The organism is Planctopirus hydrillae, from assembly GCF_001707835.1.
GTDB classification, from domain to species: Bacteria; Planctomycetota; Planctomycetia; order Planctomycetales; family Planctomycetaceae; genus Planctopirus; species Planctopirus hydrillae.
The window spans coordinates 57,010-75,068 of record NZ_LYDR01000004.1; the positions used below are offsets into that span (position 1 = coordinate 57,010).

Annotated in this window: 12 protein-coding genes; 9 read left to right on the forward strand and 3 right to left on the reverse strand. The window is 54.8% G+C overall.

The features are described 5' to 3' along the window. Positions 1–111 precede the first annotated feature (111 nt). The 4 genes from bamD to A6X21_RS00730 all read left to right on the forward strand — a co-directional run bounded on the left by bamD (position 112) and on the right by A6X21_RS00730 (position 6,141). Positions 112–1,557 (forward strand): outer membrane protein assembly factor BamD, encoded by a 1,446-nt coding sequence (gene bamD, locus A6X21_RS00715; RefSeq protein ID WP_165603634.1) that lies wholly within the window; start codon positions 112–114, stop codon positions 1,555–1,557. Then, the gene (gene lptE / locus A6X21_RS00720; RefSeq protein WP_068845288.1) at positions 1,554–2,147 is read left to right on the forward strand and encodes an LPS assembly lipoprotein LptE; all 594 of its coding nucleotides are present in this window, start codon (positions 1,554–1,556) and stop codon (positions 2,145–2,147) included. The genes bamD and lptE overlap by 4 nt, the downstream gene beginning before the upstream one ends. Before the next feature lie 294 nt (positions 2,148–2,441). Further along, positions 2,442–3,476, forward strand: coding sequence for a zinc-dependent alcohol dehydrogenase family protein (locus A6X21_RS00725; RefSeq protein ID WP_068845290.1), 1,035 nt, complete (start codon positions 2,442–2,444; stop codon positions 3,474–3,476). A gap of 208 nt (positions 3,477–3,684) precedes the next feature. After that, a complete protein-coding gene (locus A6X21_RS00730; protein WP_165603635.1) occupies positions 3,685–6,141 on the forward strand; it encodes an NfeD family protein in 2,457 nt (818 codons plus the stop codon). A 258-nt stretch (positions 6,142–6,399) separates the two neighbouring features. On the opposite strand, the gene A6X21_RS00735 is transcribed toward A6X21_RS00730, so the two are convergent. After that, entirely contained in the window at positions 6,400–9,162 is a 2,763-nt protein-coding gene (locus A6X21_RS00735; RefSeq protein WP_068845293.1) for a S9 family peptidase, read from the reverse strand. Between the two features lie 519 nt (positions 9,163–9,681). On the opposite strand from A6X21_RS00735, the gene A6X21_RS00740 reads away from it, so the two are divergent. The 4 genes from A6X21_RS00740 (at position 9,682) to A6X21_RS00755 (ending at position 13,569) form a co-directional block, all read left to right on the forward strand. Next, entirely contained in the window at positions 9,682–10,266 is a 585-nt protein-coding gene (locus A6X21_RS00740) for an RNA polymerase sigma factor (RefSeq protein WP_068845295.1), read from the forward strand. Then, positions 10,263–11,126, forward strand: a complete 864-nt coding sequence (locus A6X21_RS00745; RefSeq protein WP_068845297.1) for a hypothetical protein — start codon at positions 10,263–10,265, stop codon at positions 11,124–11,126. The genes A6X21_RS00740 and A6X21_RS00745 overlap by 4 nt, the downstream gene beginning before the upstream one ends. A 130-nt stretch (positions 11,127–11,256) precedes the next feature. After that, on the forward strand, positions 11,257–12,663 hold the full coding sequence (locus A6X21_RS00750; RefSeq protein WP_068845299.1) for a hypothetical protein: 1,407 nt from the start codon (positions 11,257–11,259) through the stop codon (positions 12,661–12,663). A gap of 453 nt (positions 12,664–13,116) precedes the next feature. Continuing rightward, positions 13,117–13,569, forward strand: coding sequence for a fasciclin domain-containing protein (locus A6X21_RS00755; protein WP_068845314.1), 453 nt, complete (start codon positions 13,117–13,119; stop codon positions 13,567–13,569). Positions 13,570–13,677: 108 nt separating this feature from the next. Here A6X21_RS00755 and A6X21_RS00760 read toward each other — a convergent pair whose 3' ends face one another. Continuing rightward, entirely contained in the window at positions 13,678–14,184 is a 507-nt protein-coding gene (locus A6X21_RS00760; RefSeq protein ID WP_041402966.1) for an ACT domain-containing protein, read from the reverse strand. A 172-nt stretch (positions 14,185–14,356) separates the two neighbouring features. Here A6X21_RS00760 and recG point away from each other — a divergent pair, with 172 nt between their 5' ends. Then, on the forward strand, positions 14,357–16,468 hold the full coding sequence (gene recG / locus A6X21_RS00765; RefSeq protein ID WP_068845301.1) for an ATP-dependent DNA helicase RecG: 2,112 nt from the start codon (positions 14,357–14,359) through the stop codon (positions 16,466–16,468). Between the two features lie 56 nt (positions 16,469–16,524). Here recG and A6X21_RS00770 read toward each other — a convergent pair whose 3' ends face one another. Then, complete coding sequence (locus A6X21_RS00770) at positions 16,525–17,463, reverse strand: IS110 family RNA-guided transposase (protein ID WP_068845303.1); 939 nt, start codon at positions 17,461–17,463, stop codon at positions 16,525–16,527. Between the last annotated feature and the right edge of the window lie 596 nt (positions 17,464–18,059).

Genomic DNA, 18,059 nt, shown 5'->3' on the forward strand with positions numbered 1-18,059 from the left:
CTTCAAGCCTTTCATTGCTCCCACCAACTGATATTTTGCACGTCCGACTCAGTGTCATGGATGACCATGTCTGGAACCGGCCCAATAAATTCGCTCCCACGACCTGATCAGATGGCTGCGCGCTTTGTCGTTGCGGCAATGCTGCTGGCCCTTTGCGCATTTGCAGGAGCGGGTTGTGCGGCAACCAAGTGGCAATCGCCTCTGGTTTCTGGATTCAAAGAACCCAAAATTGATGGCGTTCAAGGCCCCACCGAAAGGCGTCTGCGCCGCGGCTTGATTACCCAGGCCAGTGCGACGGAAGTTGCGGACGGAGACGAGCGTTCTCTGGCCCCGATCGCTGGCTCTGAAGAGTTCGCCAAGGCTGAAGAACTATTCAAAGAGGGCAAGTTTGCTGAAGCGGAAAGTGCATTCAAGAAAATCGCGAAGAAGTTCAAAAAGAGCGAGATTCGAGAGGACGCTCTCTTCATGCAGGCGGAATCTGCTTTCCAGAGACAGCACTATGCCGATGCTTATGACATTGTCGCTGTGCTGCTCAAGGAGTACCCATCCTCCAGATATCTTGATTCGATCTCACGACGTCTCTTTGAAATTGCCCGGATCTGGTTGAATGATCCCAAGGTTGTGCAAATCGATGAGATTCAGCAGACCAATCTGCAAAATCCAGGGGAACGACTTCCACCACCTTCCCCAGTGGAAGATAAGAAACAAAGCGCCTTCGCACTCAATCTGTTCGATGAGAAGAAGCCGGTTTTTGATCCCGAAGGAAATGCAATCGCTGCCTTACGGGCGATCTGGCTCAATGATCCTGCAGGGCCATTGGCCGATGACGCTCTGATGCTCGCCGCCAGTCATTTTGCGCGACGCAGCAAATGGGCCGAAGCCGATAACTACTTCTCACTTCTACGAGAGCAGTATCCGAACAGCCCGCACGTCCAGAAGGCATTTTTGCTGGGTTCTCACGTCAAATTGATGTCTTACGAAGGGGCTGGCTACGATGGCCGCCGCCTCGAAGAAGCTCGTCAACTCAAAGAGACAGCTCTCCGCCTCTACCCGGAAGCCGAAGATCGCGCCCGGCTGGAAAAAGAGCTGGCTGCGATTGAAGAAGCGGAAGTCGCTCGCCTCTGGGAACAGATTCGCTTCTATCAGAGAAAACGCCGCGACAATGCAGTGGGTCTGTATTGCCACATGCTGATTGATCGCTATCCCAACAGTAACTATGCTCCTCAGGCCCGTCAGATCCTCAATGAGCTCGGGCCACAATTCGCCACTGGTGAAAAGTACCGTATCGCACCACCGCCTCAACCGAAACCCACGTTGATTCCACCCATTCCCGGTTTAACTCCCACCACACCACCCGAACTCAAACCTGTTGAAAAGACAGAAAAGTCCCGGAGCTGGTGGGGCGGCAGCAAAGAGACTCCTGCCGAGGAATCCGAAGGGCGCGAGTTGTTGAATCCGGGAGACGACACACCCGACGATCGCGGTTCTCCCGGCGACAGTGGTGTTGATCCACGCACAATTCAGGCCGCAGGTGAAAGACCTCAGGAGGGGCGATGACCACTCCTCGAGACCAGCAGCTTCGCCAGGAAGTATCTCCGCCGCGGGAGTCATATTGGGCTTCAAGAGAAGTTTCGCGGCGTGATTGTCTAGCGCTGCTCTCGACCTTGCCCTGGGTTTTCACCGGCTGTGGATACACGATTGGAAAAGCTTACAGTCCACAGATTCGAACAGTGACTGTCCCGATTTTCGAAAACGATACTTTCCGCCGGGGGATTGAGTACCAGTTGACGGAAGCGGTGCAGCGTGAGATTCGCACACGAACCCCGTTTAAACTGGTGAATGGCGATGAAGCCGAGACACGCCTTTCGGGGAAAATTGTCGAAATCCGCAAAGATGTTCTGGGGGAAACCACCTGGGATGATCCTCGCGAACTGCAATTCTCACTGATGGTGCATGTGACCTGGGAAGATCTTCGCAGTGGTGAAGTTCTCGGTAAGGAGACCGCGCCGCTGGATACCAGTTCGATTGCCATGGCCTCTCAAGCCGATTTCGCACCTGAAGTTGGCCAATCCCTGGCCACCGCGACAGCCGACTCAACCTCCAGACTGGCCCGCCGGATTGTCAACATGATGGAAACGCCCTGGTAGCGTACCCGATCATGTCGCATGTAAGCCTCAATTTGGCAAAAGTCCAGGTTTTGGCAACGCGTTGTTTCGGGCGTCATTACTCCGCATATCTACCGTAAAAGACGATCGCGCGGGGAGAGTTGAGCAAGTATGCTTCACATACTTCAAGACGCAACACGTCATTGATTTCAAAGATGGGTGTAAGAGCCAGTTGCCGATTCTTTCAAGGCTATCCATTTCTGCCATCATCGCAGACCAGACACAACTTCTCATACAAACGTGTTGAAGCCACTCGAACATTCATAAGGCGGTGCCATGCAGGCTGCGATTTTTCGTCGAACAGGTGAACCCGCAGAAGTGATTGAAATTCAATCAACTCCAAAACATGAGCCACCTGCCGGAGCGAGCTCTTCTTTTGCCCAGGCTGCTCAGTCGCCAGCCAAGGGCATGGTGCGTGTGCGGATGGAAGCAGCGCCGATCAATCCCTCAGATCTGATGACGATTCGTGGCCGGTACACTAAGCAGCCACCCCTTCCGGCGCGCATTGGCTATGAAGGTGCAGGGATTGTGAGTGCGGCGAATGCCGGTCTGTATGGACGATGGCTGGTCGGGAAACGCGTCGCTGTGCTTGCTGCCGATGGCGGTACATGGGGCGAAGAACTGGAGCTGCCAGCCAAAAATGTGATCCCCGTCGGTGCCAAACTCAATGCCCTCGAAGCGGCCAGTTTTTTCGTGAATCCCGCCACGGCCTGGCTGTTGACGAATCAGATCTTGTCGATTCCTCAAGGTGGCTGGCTCGTACAGTCGGCAGCAGCTTCGGCTGTCGGGCAGATGGTCTGTGCTCTCGGAAAGCATTACGGCTTCCGCACGATGAATCTGGTGAGATCGGCCAGCGCGATCGAGATTGTCAAGCGAGCCGGTGGCGATGCCGTCATCGTGACAGATGACGCAGGCCGGTGGAAAGAAGAGCTTCAGCGGCAGTTACCGGGAGGCCGCATCCGTTATGCGATTGATCCTGTTGGCGGAGAGTTGGCAGCCACTCTGGTTTCAATGCTGGGTGAATCTGGCCAGATTGTCTTATACGGGACACTTTCGCATGAACCGATGAGCTTTTCCCCACGTTCATTAATGACGTACGGAGCCAGTGTCAGGGGCTTCTGGCTCGGTGCTGAGATGGCCAGGATGAACTTATGGAAGAAACTTTCTCTCGTGAAGACCATCCGTTCTCTCCAGGAACGCAAAATTCTGCGAACCGAAGTGGGATTGCAGTTTCGTATCGATGAAGTTCATCAGGCTGTGGTCGCGGCCGAAGCTCCGCAGAAATCCGGGAAGGTCTATCTCGTTTTCTAGGAAGTCGATGCGAAGAATTTCCTGGTGGGCCATCATGCTCACTGGTCAGACCGTAAACCGATATGAATCCTGGAAGCACTCACACTTTGCTCGCTGGAATTGGATATAATTTCGTACGACTGTTATCAGAAAACCGACGACGCATTTTCAGCATGAGTGAATGATGAGCATTGGCAGCCCTTCACAACTATTGGCAGGAGCAGTGCCCATGAGTGCGAGTTCGTACGGCAGCTTAATGATCTCATCGGATCAGGCGAGGCTTCCACGACCAGAAACTCTGTCAGTAAGCAGAGCCTCGAAAGTGTGGTTTCTGCAGCCGAACTGCCTGCTGCTGTTGATGTTGTGCGGATGTTTGTGGTTGGCACCAAAGGCAGGATTTGCTTCCGTCGATCCAGTGCCTGGCGCACCACCTCGTGAAGATGCACCAGGCATCCCTCAGGGTGTGGCCCCCGCCGAGAAAGATGGATTATCAATTGCCAATGGAAATGCTCCACAGGCTGGTCAAGCTCTGGCTGGTCAACCAGTCGTTGGTCAACCACTGGGGCAGTTCGTCCGTGTGACAGCACCGATCAACGATGTGGTTTTCAATCAGATCACCGGGACAGCACAAAAACTTCAGGCGACAGCCACTGCCGAGAATCGCCCAGCGGTGATGGTGCTCGAAATCGAGCCGGGAGTCAGTCCGCCGCATCAGGTGCAGGGACTGGTTCGTTTCCTGCTTTCGGCACAGACCCCGCGTGTGCGATTTGTGGCGTGGGTGCCGCAGACAGTGACCGGTCGGCAGGCGATGGTCGCACTGGCCTGTCAGGATGTTGTCATGAAGCCAGATGCCGAGTTGGGAGACTTAGGTCGTGGTGAGAAATTGCCCGAAGAAGATCAACAACTCCTGCAGATGATTGCCTCCCGCCGGGTCAACCCGCGCGTGAGTTCCGCCGTCTTGTCGAGCCTTACCAATCGAGAAGCAGTGCTGTGGAAGGTGACTGTCGAAAAAACGGGTGCTGGTGGTGAAAAAGGGACAGACATCCGTTTTGTCGATGCGGAAGAACTCAAACAGCTCCAGGCATCGCAAGCCGTCATTCTGGAAACTCAGCGGCTCAAAGAAGCCGGTCTGGTGGGGCGATTCAGCGGTGAAACTTTGCGAAGCTGGGGCATGGTTTGCACGCAGACAGCCGAGACCAAGACCGAAGTGGCCGATCTTTACCAGTTGCCCAAAGAAGCCATGCGGATGAGGCCGGCAGAAGAGCAGCAGAAGGTGGGGATCATTCGTCTGGATGGTGTCATTAACCAGATGAATGGGTCATTTTTGCGTCGGCAGATTGCCAGATATCAGGCCCAGGGTGTCGAACTGTTGATTATCGAAATTGACTCGCCGGGAGGACTGGCAACCGTCAGTTCAGAACTGGCCGAACTGATCGCGAGTCTCTCCGAGGAGAAGATTCGCACAGTGGCGTGGATTCCCCGTCAGGCAATCAGTGGTGCTGCCATGGTCGCCCTGGGTTGTGATGAAATCTACATGGCTCCAAATGCCAAGATGGGGGATGTACAGCCCATTGAGGCACGCCCGGGTGAAGCCTTTGAACGTGTTCCCGATAAAGTGATGACCGTCATCAGGGCCACCTTGCTGGCACTCGCGAAGCAGAAAGGGCGGCCCGAAGCGATTGCGGCTGCAATGGCTGACCGGGGAACGCGAGTCTTCCGCATGCGGGAAAAATCTTCGGGTCGTGTGTGGTTCATGACGGAGGAAGAGGCTGAAGCCGCTGGTGATTTGTGGGAACGAGGGCCGCAACTGGAAGAGACTCGCGGCGAAATGGTGATCACGCTCACGGCACCACGCGCTGTTGAACTCAAAATGGCAGACGGCATTGTACCGAATCTGGATGCCCTCAAAGAAAAGCTGGGAATTTCCGCAGAGATGAGGCTCCAACCGATCAAACCCAGTTGGGTCGATTCACTGGTTTTTGTGTTGAATACCACCCCCATGAAGGTGTTGCTGTTGATGGTGGCACTGGGGGCCCTTTATCTCGAGGCTCACTTCTTCACCGGGATTTTGAGTATTGTTTCCGCCACGAGCTTTACACTGTTTTTCTGGGCTGCGTTTCTGGGAGGAACAGCAGGCTGGCTGGAGGTTTCACTCTTCCTTCTGGGGGTGGTGTTGATCGCCATGGAGATATTCGTAATTCCAGGGTTTGGCGTCACCGGGATCTCCGGGATCCTCCTGGTGCTGACTTCGCTGGTCATGGCAATTGAATCGTTCCGCCATGTCGATGCATGGGGGGCCTCTATCAATATCGCTCATGGGTTAGGCACTATTTCGGCAGCAATGGTCGGTGTGATGATCTTTGGATTTTTCGTGAGCAAGTACCTCCCGAACCTCCCCTGGATGGAAGCCATGATCCTGGCACCTCCTGGTGGCGCAGCGGCCATCGAAGCCACTGGCAGGCCACGCTTGCGGCATGACGAACTCCAGGCGATTTCTGCAGACTTAATGGGAGCTCATGGTGTGGCCACCACTGTGCTCAGGCCTTCCGGTAAAGCTCGAGTCGGGCAGCAGATTCTGGATGTGGTGAGTGACGGCGGCTTTGTTCAACCGGGAACGCCTATCGAAGTCATATCTGTCGATGGAGTACGGATCGTCGTTCGACCTTCTGAGAGTCATCCGGCGTAAATCGCGCCGTGAGGCTTTGCTTCCAAAAAACTTTTAACTGTTCACACCATGAGAGGTCTTACCCATCAGTTGGCAAATGTCGGAGATCTTCATCCGTCCCTGAACAATGAAAGTCACCAGCGTAAACCACCAGCGTGAAACAAATGAGTGACGCGTGACAACGCCATCACATCAATTGCAACGACCAGTTCATAACCACCACCATCGCACACAAAGATCTGTTGAATTCTCGAATCCCTATCAACAACTGCCAACAGATTACGGCTTAATCTCGTCCGCGACGCTTTCCGTCGCGTCACGATCGGCGGGCGATGGCTTGCCTGTTGAAACCGGATCCAATGTCTTGGCACTGGCTGCCGCAGCATCGCCAATCGCTGGTGCATTGTTGCCGGGCGATTTGTTCCCGTTCGGTTTGATCCGCTGCCCATTTTTGGCATATCGATCCGCCCAGGCAGTCATCTCCGCCAGTTGGTGCAGGATCGACTCTCGAGAGAGATATCCATGTCCTTCGTGAGGAAGCAGCACTAACCGAGCCGTCGCACCATTCGCAGCCAGCGCTTCATAAAAGCGTTCGGACTGCATGGGGAATGTCCCTGAGTTCTGGTCTTCCTGCCCATGAATCAGCATGATCGGCTCTCGCACGCGGTTGGCATGAAAGAACGGTGACATTCTGGCATAGACCGTAGGGGCTTCCCAGAATGTTCGCGGCTCGTTCTGAAAACCAAAGGGAGTCAACGTCCGGTTATAGGCTCCGCTGCAGGCAATTCCAGTGGCGAAAAGATCGGTATGGGCCAGCAGATTGGCCGTCATGAACGCACCATAGCTATGACCTGTGACGAGGATTCGATCGGGATCACCCACCCCCAGATCTGTGACCACTTTCACAGCCGCCTCGGCATCCGCCACCAACTGCTCGACATAAGTATCGTTCATCTTGCGGGGCGAACCGATAATCGGCATCGCCGTATCCATCATGATTGCATAGCCCTGAGTTAAAAACATTAAAGGGCTGGCACCCCACAAGCGGGTAAACTTGTGAGGAGAGCCTCGCACCTGGCCAGCCGTCTGGACATCAGAATATTCACGTGGGTAGGCATACATAATCACCGGGAGCTTTTTCCCGGAGTTACGATCATAACCCGGCGGTAGATAGAGTGTGGCTGAAAGAGGGACACCATCCCCCCGCTGATACGTCAGGAGTTCTTTCGAACAGGAAGTAAACTGCGGATGAGGATCCTGAAACTTCGTGACTGCACCGATCAATTCCCCACCCACCGGGAATTCGGGCTGGGCAGCTCCAACGATGGGATCGAGTGCCCGACCGCCTGAATCAAATTTGACTGTAGCCAACGCACTCACGGCAGCAGCTTCGCCAGGAATCAGCACTTCCTCTCGGCGAAGAGGAAGTTGTTTTAATAGATAGTTCGGTGGAGTCGTGGGGCTCTGAAACTGAGTCACTATCGTTCGCTGAGTCTCGTCGGTGAATGCTACAAAAGTCTCATAAGTTCCCCGCTGAGACCGGAACAGCCGGGATCGTTGGCCCGTTGCCAGATCAATTTGATCGAGGAATGGATAATCCCCTTCGGGAGAACTCCCTGTTCCCTCCATGAAGAAGGTCGTCCCCTGCTTGAGGATGACGCTTTGCCCATCCGCCGTCCGAGTTCGCACAGGTTTACCAGGGTCGGCATAGGCATCGCTGGTTGAGAGATTAAAGAGTACCCGACGGCTGGCAACAGGGTCGGCAAGATTCAAGACCGCTGTCGTTTTCCACCGGCGAATCGTGTTCACTTCTGTAATCAGGACTTCGTCAGGGGTGGTTGTAAAATCCAGATCATTCAGCCTTTCCGCTGTTTGCAGGACTTCGGCAATCGGCCCGCTGAAAGGGGCCGACAGCGTGACCAGTCGATCGCGGAACTTCGATTTGGTTTCGGCATTTCCACCATCGAGAGTCTCAACCCAATACAGTTTCGCAGGATGATGAGGATCCCATTCGAACATGCGGCCACCCGCACTCACGCCGTAGCTCGACGAGAACTGCGGCGACTGAATATCACTGAGTGTCCGTAGCGTGGCACCTGTTTTGAGATCGACGACCTCAACGGTTCGTGGGAATTGACTATAGGGAACTCGATAGGAAAACGGCCTCTTCAGTTTTGTCACCACCATGGCACTCCCATCAGGCGAGACAGAAGCTGAAGTATATAATCCCGGCTGACCGACAGGAGTGACTTCGAGCGTTGAAGCATTAATCCGTGCCAGTTGCACGGTTGCAAAATAGTCAAAGAGAGTTTCGTCGTGAGGGGTCTTCAGCAAGTCCTGATAAGTTCTGGCTTTCGTTTTCTGACCAGAAGTCGATTGAACAATCGGGCCTGTCGGCTGCGACGGTTCGACAGGCATAGGACCGCGAGCAGGAGGAATCTGCCGCACGAGCAGTTCTTTCCCATTATTGATCCAGCGAAATGGCGAGCCCGCAATGTCAGTCAGCAGAATTCCCGGCACCTTGCGTGGGACAGGCTGGGGAGTATTCACATCGACAACCCACAGTTCCATCCCGCCTGTGGTATCGATGGTGTAGGCCAGTCGATCACCGGCTGGTGACCAGATCGGCGTCGATAAACCCTTTTGCTCAACAAGCACGACCGGTTCAGTCGTGGGCGGCAGCGAACTCAGTGAAATCCGAAAATACTCGGCCGTTCGCCTTTGAACGGAGAGTTCAGGATCCACACGCAAACTGGCCAGTTTCAGGAAGGGGCGGGCGAAGAAATCGATCGAGGGCCACGGAGTGCGATCAAGCAGTACAAACTTCTGATGATCCGGCGAGAGCAGTAGCTGCGAAGGAAGTGGTGCATCAATAATCTCGACCATTTCTTTGGGCGGAAGCTTGTAGCCACTGGGGCTGATCGCTTCACCATCATCGGCCCAAAGAGGTACTGGAGAAATGGCTCCAGCCAGACTGGCACAGAGGCTTAGAACAATGAACGAGTATTGAAACTGACTCACAGCACGGAAAACTTCACGCATCCTCAGGCCCTACCATTGCTCGACGACCGCAGAAAATGTGGGGAGTCAATCAGCAGGGATCACAGATCGCCGGGCTGATCGAAACTTCGGAGAGGAAGAGACTCACCAAACGTGTGATTTCTTCCTCTTGTTTGACTTCCTGATCCAGTTGTTTGACTTCCTGATCCAGCCGTGAGCGCAACCGGTGTGACGAAAATCTTACGAAAGTTCATCCCCCGGCGTCATGGAGGAGATCTCGATTTCTCACAGAATTTCTTCGTCTGGTGATCGATTCACCATGACCGGCACTCTTTGGTTGCCAAACCGCAAGACACTTCGATGTCGCAGCTATCTGTTGCAAAAATCTATTCTGCAAAGACCTACATCGCAGTAATCTGTTTGCGATACACTGAGTTACTCCCAGGTCGCCTGAAAAAAGGACAGAATCCCTGCAAGTTTTTGCGTGTTCTGGCAACAGTAAGGTGAGTCGTCACCATTTTGAGTTGAGTCAACAGTCACAGCCTGCAGGCGAGATCAAGGATGAAGAATTTTCCCTGCCTCGCCTCCTCTGGCCTCGCCTCTCCCGGCGATCAGGCCGAACAGATGCGCAGGTATCTGCTCGAGCAGCAGAGTTGGATTCGTCAGGTGCTCTCGATCCGTTCTGCCGATCCACAGGCCGTCGACGAGTTGTTTCAAGAGTTCATCGTTTCGGTGCTCAAGTCCGACTTCTCGATTCAGCAGGCCGAACCTCCGCCTGCCTGGCTCTATGTGGTCGCTGTCAGAACCGCTCTCTTGCACCGCAGACGTTTAGGAAGACGCCGCCGCATGTTGCATCGCTACGCCACTTCAGCCAGCCGGCAATACGACGAAGAATCGACCCCTGATCCATTGGGGCTCTTGCTCGCTAAAGAGCGAGAAAAGCTGATTCAGTCCGCCATTGCCCGGCTGCTTCCCAAAGATCAGGAACTACTGACCTTAAAATACACCCAGGGGTGGAGTTACAGCGAAATCGCAAAGCATCTCGGCCTGACTGAATCGCAGGTCACAACACAGCTTCATCGAGCGCGAGTCAGATTACGCCAGCTGCTCTCGGCTCATTTTTTATTGAGTGAGACAACCCCATGAAATTTCAAACCAGCGAATGGCAACCCGAGCAACTCGACAGGTTGATCGATCACGAATTGACGGAAGCCGAGGAAGCGTTGTTCCTTGAGCAAACAGAACTTCACGGTGAGTGGCGGGCCGTCGCACTGGCGCTGCTCGAACACCGCCTGCTCGAAAGAGTTTTCCAGCTGACTCCGTCCATGACGCTGCCAGCAGCGTCACCTCCTGCAGCCCTTTCAGTGATTCCTCAAACGCTGACCACACCAGTGACGTCGTCGATTTCTGTTCATCGAAAAACACTGAAAAAGCCCAGACGGGCAAACATTCCCGGATGGTCACAAGGAGTTCTGGTGGCTGCCCTGCTGGTCATGGCCTTTAGTGGGGGCTGGTGGTCATCTCAGTCGCTCTCAGGATCTCGCCAGGATTTGCGAATGGCCGCTCAACCAGCCAATTCCACCCTTGCCGGCAAAAGCCCGACGAGTCCGGCAGGCAATCCTCCGCAGCCGGTGGTTGTGGCTCCTTTCGAGGAAGATCAAGCCGACTCCACAGTGACAACCACGATCGATGCGTTTCCGCAGGCTCGCGATCAATACCCTCGTCCTGGCGAAGTTCAGATCATGTTCGCGGATGATGTCGAGCTGGCTCGCCCAGTGAGTGTACCGGTGATTGAAGCCGGCAACATGGAGAACGTCTTTGCGATGACGGCTGATCAGCGGGAATCGCAGGAGAACTTAACACGTCAGCTCAAGGCGGCTCTTGCTCCGCACAATGCCGAGGTGATTCAACAGGATCAATGGATCGAAGTCTCTTTGGAAGATGGCCGCCGGGGCCTCATGCCAGTCCGAGATCTCATGGTCGTCGCCAAACAACCGCTCCCTTAAGCATATAGAAACACCCAGCAGACCCGCAGGGTGCATGAAGTTCAGACGGAATGCACAAACTCCACGTTTCTCTCTAAAAAATCATTACCCCACTCAACAACCAACTCACCCCTTTCTTGAAGGAATTCCCATGCAGACTCCCCGCTGGTCCCGAATTGTGGCGGCTCTGATCCTTACGGTCCTTGCATCGCACTCAGTGAATGTCATCGCCGATGAGACCAAAACTCCTCAGGAACAGGCTCCCTCACCGCGCCTCAAAAAGAGTGCTCCACAGCCCGCGAAGCCCAAAGCCGGTCAGTCAGTCACAGGTGGTTTTTCCTCAGGCAATGTCTCGGCTTTTGGCACAGCCTCCGCTTCCGGCGGTGCCTTTGCCTCTGGAGGAGCCAATGGTTCCGGCAGTACATCCGGCTCTGGTGGCAGTTCAGGCACAGGGAATAACTCCGGCTCTGGTGCACCCTCAAGTGGCCAGGGCTCTGGAACCTCGTCTTCGCAAGGCTTTACTCAAAGTTCCAGCAGTGGTTCCGTCACACTTGAAATCAGTGATGGCACATCCGGCCCAAAGAACAGCACAAGCGAAAAGAAATACACCACGCGAACAGGCGAGCCCGTCGCGAAACAACCTGCGAATGGCGAGATCCGCAGCGGGCATGTGACCGTTCAATCAGGCAAAGTCACCCTGAAAAAGTCTGATTCTGACGATGCCACCAGTTCCGAGACTCAAACCTATACCATAGTTGCCGAACCCGCGGGTGATGAGACCACCGGAGTTGTCGTTTCTGTCGCCGAAGATGGTCAGGGAAGTTTCAAAGTCACCACCACCAAAGACGGCAATATCTTAATTCTCAAGCCATCCACAGAAGTTCCTGTCGAAGGGCAACGCACAGGTATGCGGATTGCCGGCCCTGTCTTCGTCATGTCGACGTCACAGCACCTCCCCGAGAACATGACGATTAACTACACCAAGACGGGTAAGGATGAAGGCAAAATCAAGGTCACACGCGGCGAGTCGACCTGGGATGTTTCCGAAAGCGAAGTCAGCACACTTCCTCCAGAAGTCCAGGCCCAGGTTCGTACTCTCTTTGGTCGGCTTTCCGGCCCACATGCCATGCCATTGCCCCCCATGCCTTCCATGGGCTTCATGCCTGTCCCACAAGTTCAGTTGAACGAAGCCTCACAGGAAGCCCGGCAGCAGGCCGAAAAGGCCATGGATGATGCCCGTCGGCAATATGAACAGGCCGTCCGAGAACAACGCGAAAAAATGGAACGCATTCTCAAGGAACAAATGCAGCGCAGCGGACAGCCAAACATGGCTCCAGCCGCTCCAGGAGTTCCTGGTGTCCCTCTGATGCAAACTGCACCACTGGCACGCATCGAACGTTTTGCTCCTCCCAAAAACGAATCCAATGCTGATATCCAGGCCATCAAAGCTCAGCAGGAATCGCTCCGTAAAGAAGTCGAAGCCTTAAGGCTCTCGATCGAGGCCCTTGTGAAAGCCAGCCAGCCACAACCTCCCAAGACCGAAGCAGAAAACAAGTAATCCTCTTCGGAACGACTTTTCTCTCCCTCCTTCTCCCGCGTCTTTTTGAGAGAAGGAGGGATCTTCGGACGTCGTTTCTCGATGAGTCGGCCATTGCTCATGAGAGTTTAACAAGACCGTTCAAGGTGACTCTCGAAGGCATCGATTTATCGAAAGTTCTGCACAGATCGATCCTTTTAAGGACTTTAATTGTTTTAACAAGAAAGTGGTTGTCGATCGAAAATCAGTGCCTAGAACCTTTCAGGTGTTCTCAACTCACGCTTCTCAGGAGTCTCTGAAATGAACCGCATTGGCACTGGTCTTTTGTTGGCATGTGTGGCATCTGGTTTGATCCTCTCCTCAGGTCAGGCTGAAGCTGGTCGTCGCGTTCGTCAGGCACAGGCTTGCCCAACGGCCTACACAACACATGCTCCCGTCGCAGCAGTTGCAGCCACCACCTATGTGGAATCGGCTGTGCCGGAAGCACCTGCTCCCCCCGCTGAAGCCGCACCGGCCGCCAAGGGTGGCGACATCGTTGACGTTGCTGTGGGTGCTGGCAGCTTCAACACACTGGTCGCTGCTGTGAAGGCTGGTGGTCTGGTCGAAACCTTGAAGGGCCCAGGTCCATTCACAGTCTTCGCCCCCACAGATGAAGCTTTCGCCAAATTGGGCGATGCTGCGATTGCCGACCTGCTCAAGCCAGAGAACAAGGCCAAGCTTGTCGCGATCCTGACCTATCACGTTGTTCCAGGCAAGGTTCTGGCCGCCGATGTGGTCAAGCTCAAGGAAGCCAAGACCGTTCAGGGCGGCGTTCTCAAGATCGATACCACAGACGGTGTGAAGGTCAACAGCTCCAAGGTCGTTAAGACAGACATTGGCGCCTCGAACGGCGTCATCCACGTCATCGATACCGTGCTGATTCCGTAAGCCTTGTCTGCTCTTTGCTCATAGAAAGGTCCTGATTATCGACTGATAATCAGGACCTTTTTTCGTTGGCACGACAAAGATCATTCGCTGATGAGGTTGACCGGTTCGCTAAAAGGATTCGTCATCATCGAGCAGTGAGCCATCTGTCAGAATTTCCATGCCCGCCGCCCGGAGCGCCTGTGCCGCGCGGTCGTTGTCGTCCACAAAAAGTGCGACGGCTCCCATGCCGTTTTTCCGGAAAAGTAGCGGGTAGGCGTGATGGATATTGATTTCCGCCTTGACCAACTCTGTGCAGACGCTCGACATGGGCTTGTCCCCATCGGGAAGCAAAACGCCAATCACATCGCTTTCACTGAAGGCGAATCCGGAGAGTTCCAGCTTTTCCCGGGCTCGCTCGGCATTGCTGAACATCAGCCGGGCCATAGCAAAATCTACGGAATCAACCAGCGAGACAGCAATCACGCGCGTGTCTGCCGATTCCAGCAGCCGCATCAGTTCATTGAGCCGACCGACTCGATTTTCAAGAAACACGCAGAACTGCCGCAGGCAAGGCCAATCATGCCCATGCATGGTTTCTGCCGAGACGACATCCTGATCATCAAATCCCATGGACATGGATTCGCTTTCCATTGCAAAAATTGATCTGGCCCGTGTTGTTTTCCAGGCCATCGACACCGCGACTCCATCGACGAAAAGGAAATTCGTCGCTTGGAGTTATCGTCAGGCTATGTGACGAGTTTCCCGGCGTCAATTCCGTCCGCAGGCGAACTTGGGATAGAATGCCGTTGTGGCAGAACTCTCCCCCTCGACTCCTGTGGAATTTTTACGCACCGTAGGGCCGCAACGAGCGGCTTTACTGGCGAAGCTCGACATTTTGACTGTCGAAGATCTGCTCTTGTGGATGCCGCGTGATGTGCTGGATTTGACCAGAACCACCCGCATCGAAGGATTGATCGAAGGCACAACACAGACTGTGCGTGGGATTGTCGTCGACCGCGACAGCCGGATCTCCCGTGGCCGGAGCATGGTGGGCATCCTGCTGAAAGCTGATGGTGGCTATCTGCGCTGTGTCTGGTTCAATCAGCCCTATGTCTTCCGGAAGTATGAACCCGATAGCGTCCTGCTCGTGACAGGCCAGCCGAAACTACGCGATGGACGGTGGGAAATGTCTCATCCACTCGTCCAGCGGCTGGAATCAGACGATGAACAGGCTGGCCCCGGCATTCTGCCGAGATATCCTTTAACTGAAGGGATATCGATGCACGAAATGCGGCGGATGACCAGAGCCGCGGTCGAAGAATGTGCCCACCTGTTGACCGACCCGATTCCCGCCAGCTTCCGCCAGGTTCATCAATGGCCGGCTCGCAGCGAGGCTTGCCGTGGCTTGCATGTGGCGCAATCGCTCGAAGAGTACGAACGATCCCGCAAGCGTTTACTGCTCGAAGATCTTCTTGAATTTCAATTGGGGCTGGCACTGCGCCGGCGCATGAGAATTGAACAGCAGGAAGCGATCGCCTTACCGGCTGATCAACGCATTCGCGCTCGAGTGGCCCGCCTGTTCCCCTTTGAATGGACGAACGGACAAAAAGAGGCACTGGAAGAGATTCTCAAAGATCTGGAGAAAACGCGGCCCATGCATCGACTCCTGCAGGCTGATGTCGGTGCTGGTAAAACGGCTGTGGCGATTGCAGCCATGCTGGTCGCTGTGGCGAATCGCATGCAGGCCATACTGATGGCGCCGACAGAGATTCTCGCCCGGCAGCATTTCGAAACACTCGAAGAGTTGCTCGCCGAAAGCCAGGTCGAACGTCGTTTGTTAACCGGCTCCTTGACGGCCGCTCAGAAACGCATGACCCTCTCGGAAATCGAAGAAGGCTCAGCACAATTGATTGTCGGTACGCAGTCACTCATTCAGGAAGGGGTCAAATTTTCAAAGCCCGGACTGGTTGTGATCGATGAGCAGCATAAGTTCGGTGTCGAGCAGCGTGCACGTTTTGCCCAGGGCACAACGATTCCGCACATGCTGGTTATGACTGCGACACCGATCCCTCGCACACTGTGCCTGACCGCCTTTGGCGATCTGGATCTATCGATCATTCGCGAGTTGCCTCCCGGGCGACAACCGGTCTCCACCCATGTCGTGACCGATGCACCCAGTGCCCGCAAAGCGTGGGATTTTCTCAAAGGCAAACTCACGGAAGGCCGACAGGCTTACGTCATCTGCCCCAGAGTGGAAACGACCCGCAGTTCCGAGCCAATGCCGACTCCACAGGTTGGTCAAGCCGGTCCTCAAACCTGGGAAAGTGCCGAGGACTTGTACCAGCGATTGCAAGCGAAAGAACTGGCTCAGTTTCGGGTCGGCCTGTTGCATGGCCGGATGTCTCCAGAGTTACGGGCCGAAACGATGCGGAAATTCCGTGAGCATGAACTGGATGTGCTCGTGGCCACCAGCGTGATTGAAGTGGGTGTGGATGTTCCTTCGGCAACGCAGATGATTGTTTATCATGCCGAGCAGTTTGGCTTATCGCAGCTTCATCAGTTTCGCGGGCGTGTCGGGCGTGGTTCGAGGCAGGGATTCTGTTTCCTGTTCACGAAATCAACAGACCCCGATGCCCTTTCCCGCCTCAAGACACTCGAACAGACGAGCGACGGTTTTGCTGTGGCCGAAGCCGACTTCCAGCTACGCGGGCATGGCGATGTTCTGGGAACCCGGCAGCATGGCCAGACCCCACTCAAAAGAGCCAATCTCATCCGTGATGCACAACTCGTCGAAACCGCCCGGGCACTGGCCACGTCACTGATCGATTCCGGGCAGTTCGATACCCCCGAATTCCTGACGCTCAGGCGACTGGTTCACGAACGCTTCAATAAACTTGAAGAGACCACCCAGTCTGGTTAAGCGTACCCTCAGGAACCCTCGCCCGCGTCTTCGCGGGAGAGCGACTGTGTTGAATTTCAAGCGATGACGGGTTGTGGTTGCCAGGGTTTCCGGTCGCGGAGGATGGCATTGAGAGTGGTGATCAGCTTGTGCATGCAGGCCACCAGGGCCACTTTGAAGGCCTTCCCCGCGTTTCTTAATTTCTGGTAGTAGCTGCGAATCACGGCGTTATGCCGGGTGGCTGCCAATGTGGCCATGTACAGAGCTGTGCGGACATCTTTTCGTCCACCACGGATCATCCGCTGGCTACGAAACTCACCACTGTCGCAGTTCATGGGAGCCACCCCCACAAGAGCTGCGATTTTTTCCCGCGAGCACTCGCCCAGTTCCGGTAAATCGAGCACCAGAACGCGGGCTGTCTGCGGGCCAATCCCGGGAACACTCTTGAGAAGATCGACTTTTTCCTGCCAGGCAGCAGTCTGTCGAATCTGTGTGTCGATCTCATCATGAAGTTGCTGGAGACGGTTGTTAATGAAATCAATGGATGACTCGAGATCTTTCCTGATACGAGCCGTGCGGGCCTGACCCAGACGGTTCGTTTCCATGGTGCGCATGGCGATGAGCTGGCCTCGCCGGGCGAGCAGATCTTGCAGGTTTTGAGCCTGTTCATCCGAGATTTTTCGCACGGGCGGCTGAATGACCTGACCGAATCGTGCGAGGACTCTGGCGTCGATCTTGTCCGTTTTGGCCAGCAGTCCCAGAGCTTTGGCGAAGTCTCGCACCTGGCGGGGATTCATGACGACGACGGGCAGACCGGCTTCCACGAGAGTGCTGACGATAAGCCGTTCGTAGCCACCAGTGGCTTCGAGGACAATCCTGTGAATGTCCTGCTCCTGGAGTTTCTGGCAGAGTTCCTGACAGCCTTGCGGCGAGTTGGGAACTCGCTCGTAAGCTCCGTCGAGAATATGGACATCGAGGTTATCTTTGGAGATATCGATACCGACAAAGCGAGTCATTCTCGTCCCCATCCTTGCAGATACGGGCTCGCGTGAAGCGGCCCTGGCGACTGTTCGGGTTAACGGAATGGAACCAGCCGGTTTCTTGCTCTCCCGCGGCCTTTGTGGCCCTGGGCAGTACGAACTCGCGACTGGCGGTTTGGCATCGCGGAGTGAGCGCAGCGAACGCAGCGATGCCAAACCCGACTTCTTGATCGTAGACACGATGCCTCCCCCTGTAAAACATACAAGGGCAGGGTGAGGGTCTTTTCTGATTGATTTGCAACAGTCACTGAGGCGCCAGCAGTGGTGGCAATTTTTTGCAGGTCGCCAGAGATCCAGAGCATCCCACGATGAAGCCGCTCATTAATCGCTCACCTGATACGTTCGAGCTCACCCTCATCCCGACCTTCTCCCGTCAGAACGGGAGAAGGAGAAAAACCCTAGCCCATGTCATCGTGGCAGAGCACGAATGCATCTGAAACATGTTTTCATGACTTTCAACGCTGTTCGACGTCAACGATGAGAATCTATCGATCCGGGGGCAAACGAAGACGTTTGACCCATACGCATCAAGTTAAGGGCTGAAGGCGTAGTTGAGCAGTTCGGGATTGCGG

Bases quoted from the DNA above. Each gene is read 5' to 3' on its own strand.
- A6X21_RS00745 (WP_068845297.1), top strand. From the start codon at position 10,263: ATGAAATTTCAAACCAGCGAATGGCAACCCGAGCAACTCGACAGGTTG.
- A6X21_RS00760 (WP_041402966.1), bottom strand. From the start codon at position 14,184: ATGTCCATGGGATTTGATGATCAGGATGTCGTCTCGGCAGAAACCATG.
- A6X21_RS00730 (WP_165603635.1), top strand. From the start codon at position 3,685: ATGAGTGCGAGTTCGTACGGCAGCTTAATGATCTCATCGGATCAGGCG.
- A6X21_RS00735 (WP_068845293.1), bottom strand. From the start codon at position 9,162: ATGCGTGAAGTTTTCCGTGCTGTGAGTCAGTTTCAATACTCGTTCATT.
- A6X21_RS00750 (WP_068845299.1), top strand. From the start codon at position 11,257: ATGCAGACTCCCCGCTGGTCCCGAATTGTGGCGGCTCTGATCCTTACG.
- A6X21_RS00725 (WP_068845290.1), top strand. From the start codon at position 2,442: ATGCAGGCTGCGATTTTTCGTCGAACAGGTGAACCCGCAGAAGTGATT.
- lptE (WP_068845288.1), top strand. From the start codon at position 1,554: ATGACCACTCCTCGAGACCAGCAGCTTCGCCAGGAAGTATCTCCGCCG.
- bamD (WP_165603634.1), top strand. From the start codon at position 112: ATGGCTGCGCGCTTTGTCGTTGCGGCAATGCTGCTGGCCCTTTGCGCA.
- A6X21_RS00770 (WP_068845303.1), bottom strand. From the start codon at position 17,463: ATGACTCGCTTTGTCGGTATCGATATCTCCAAAGATAACCTCGATGTC.
- A6X21_RS00740 (WP_068845295.1), top strand. From the start codon at position 9,682: ATGAAGAATTTTCCCTGCCTCGCCTCCTCTGGCCTCGCCTCTCCCGGC.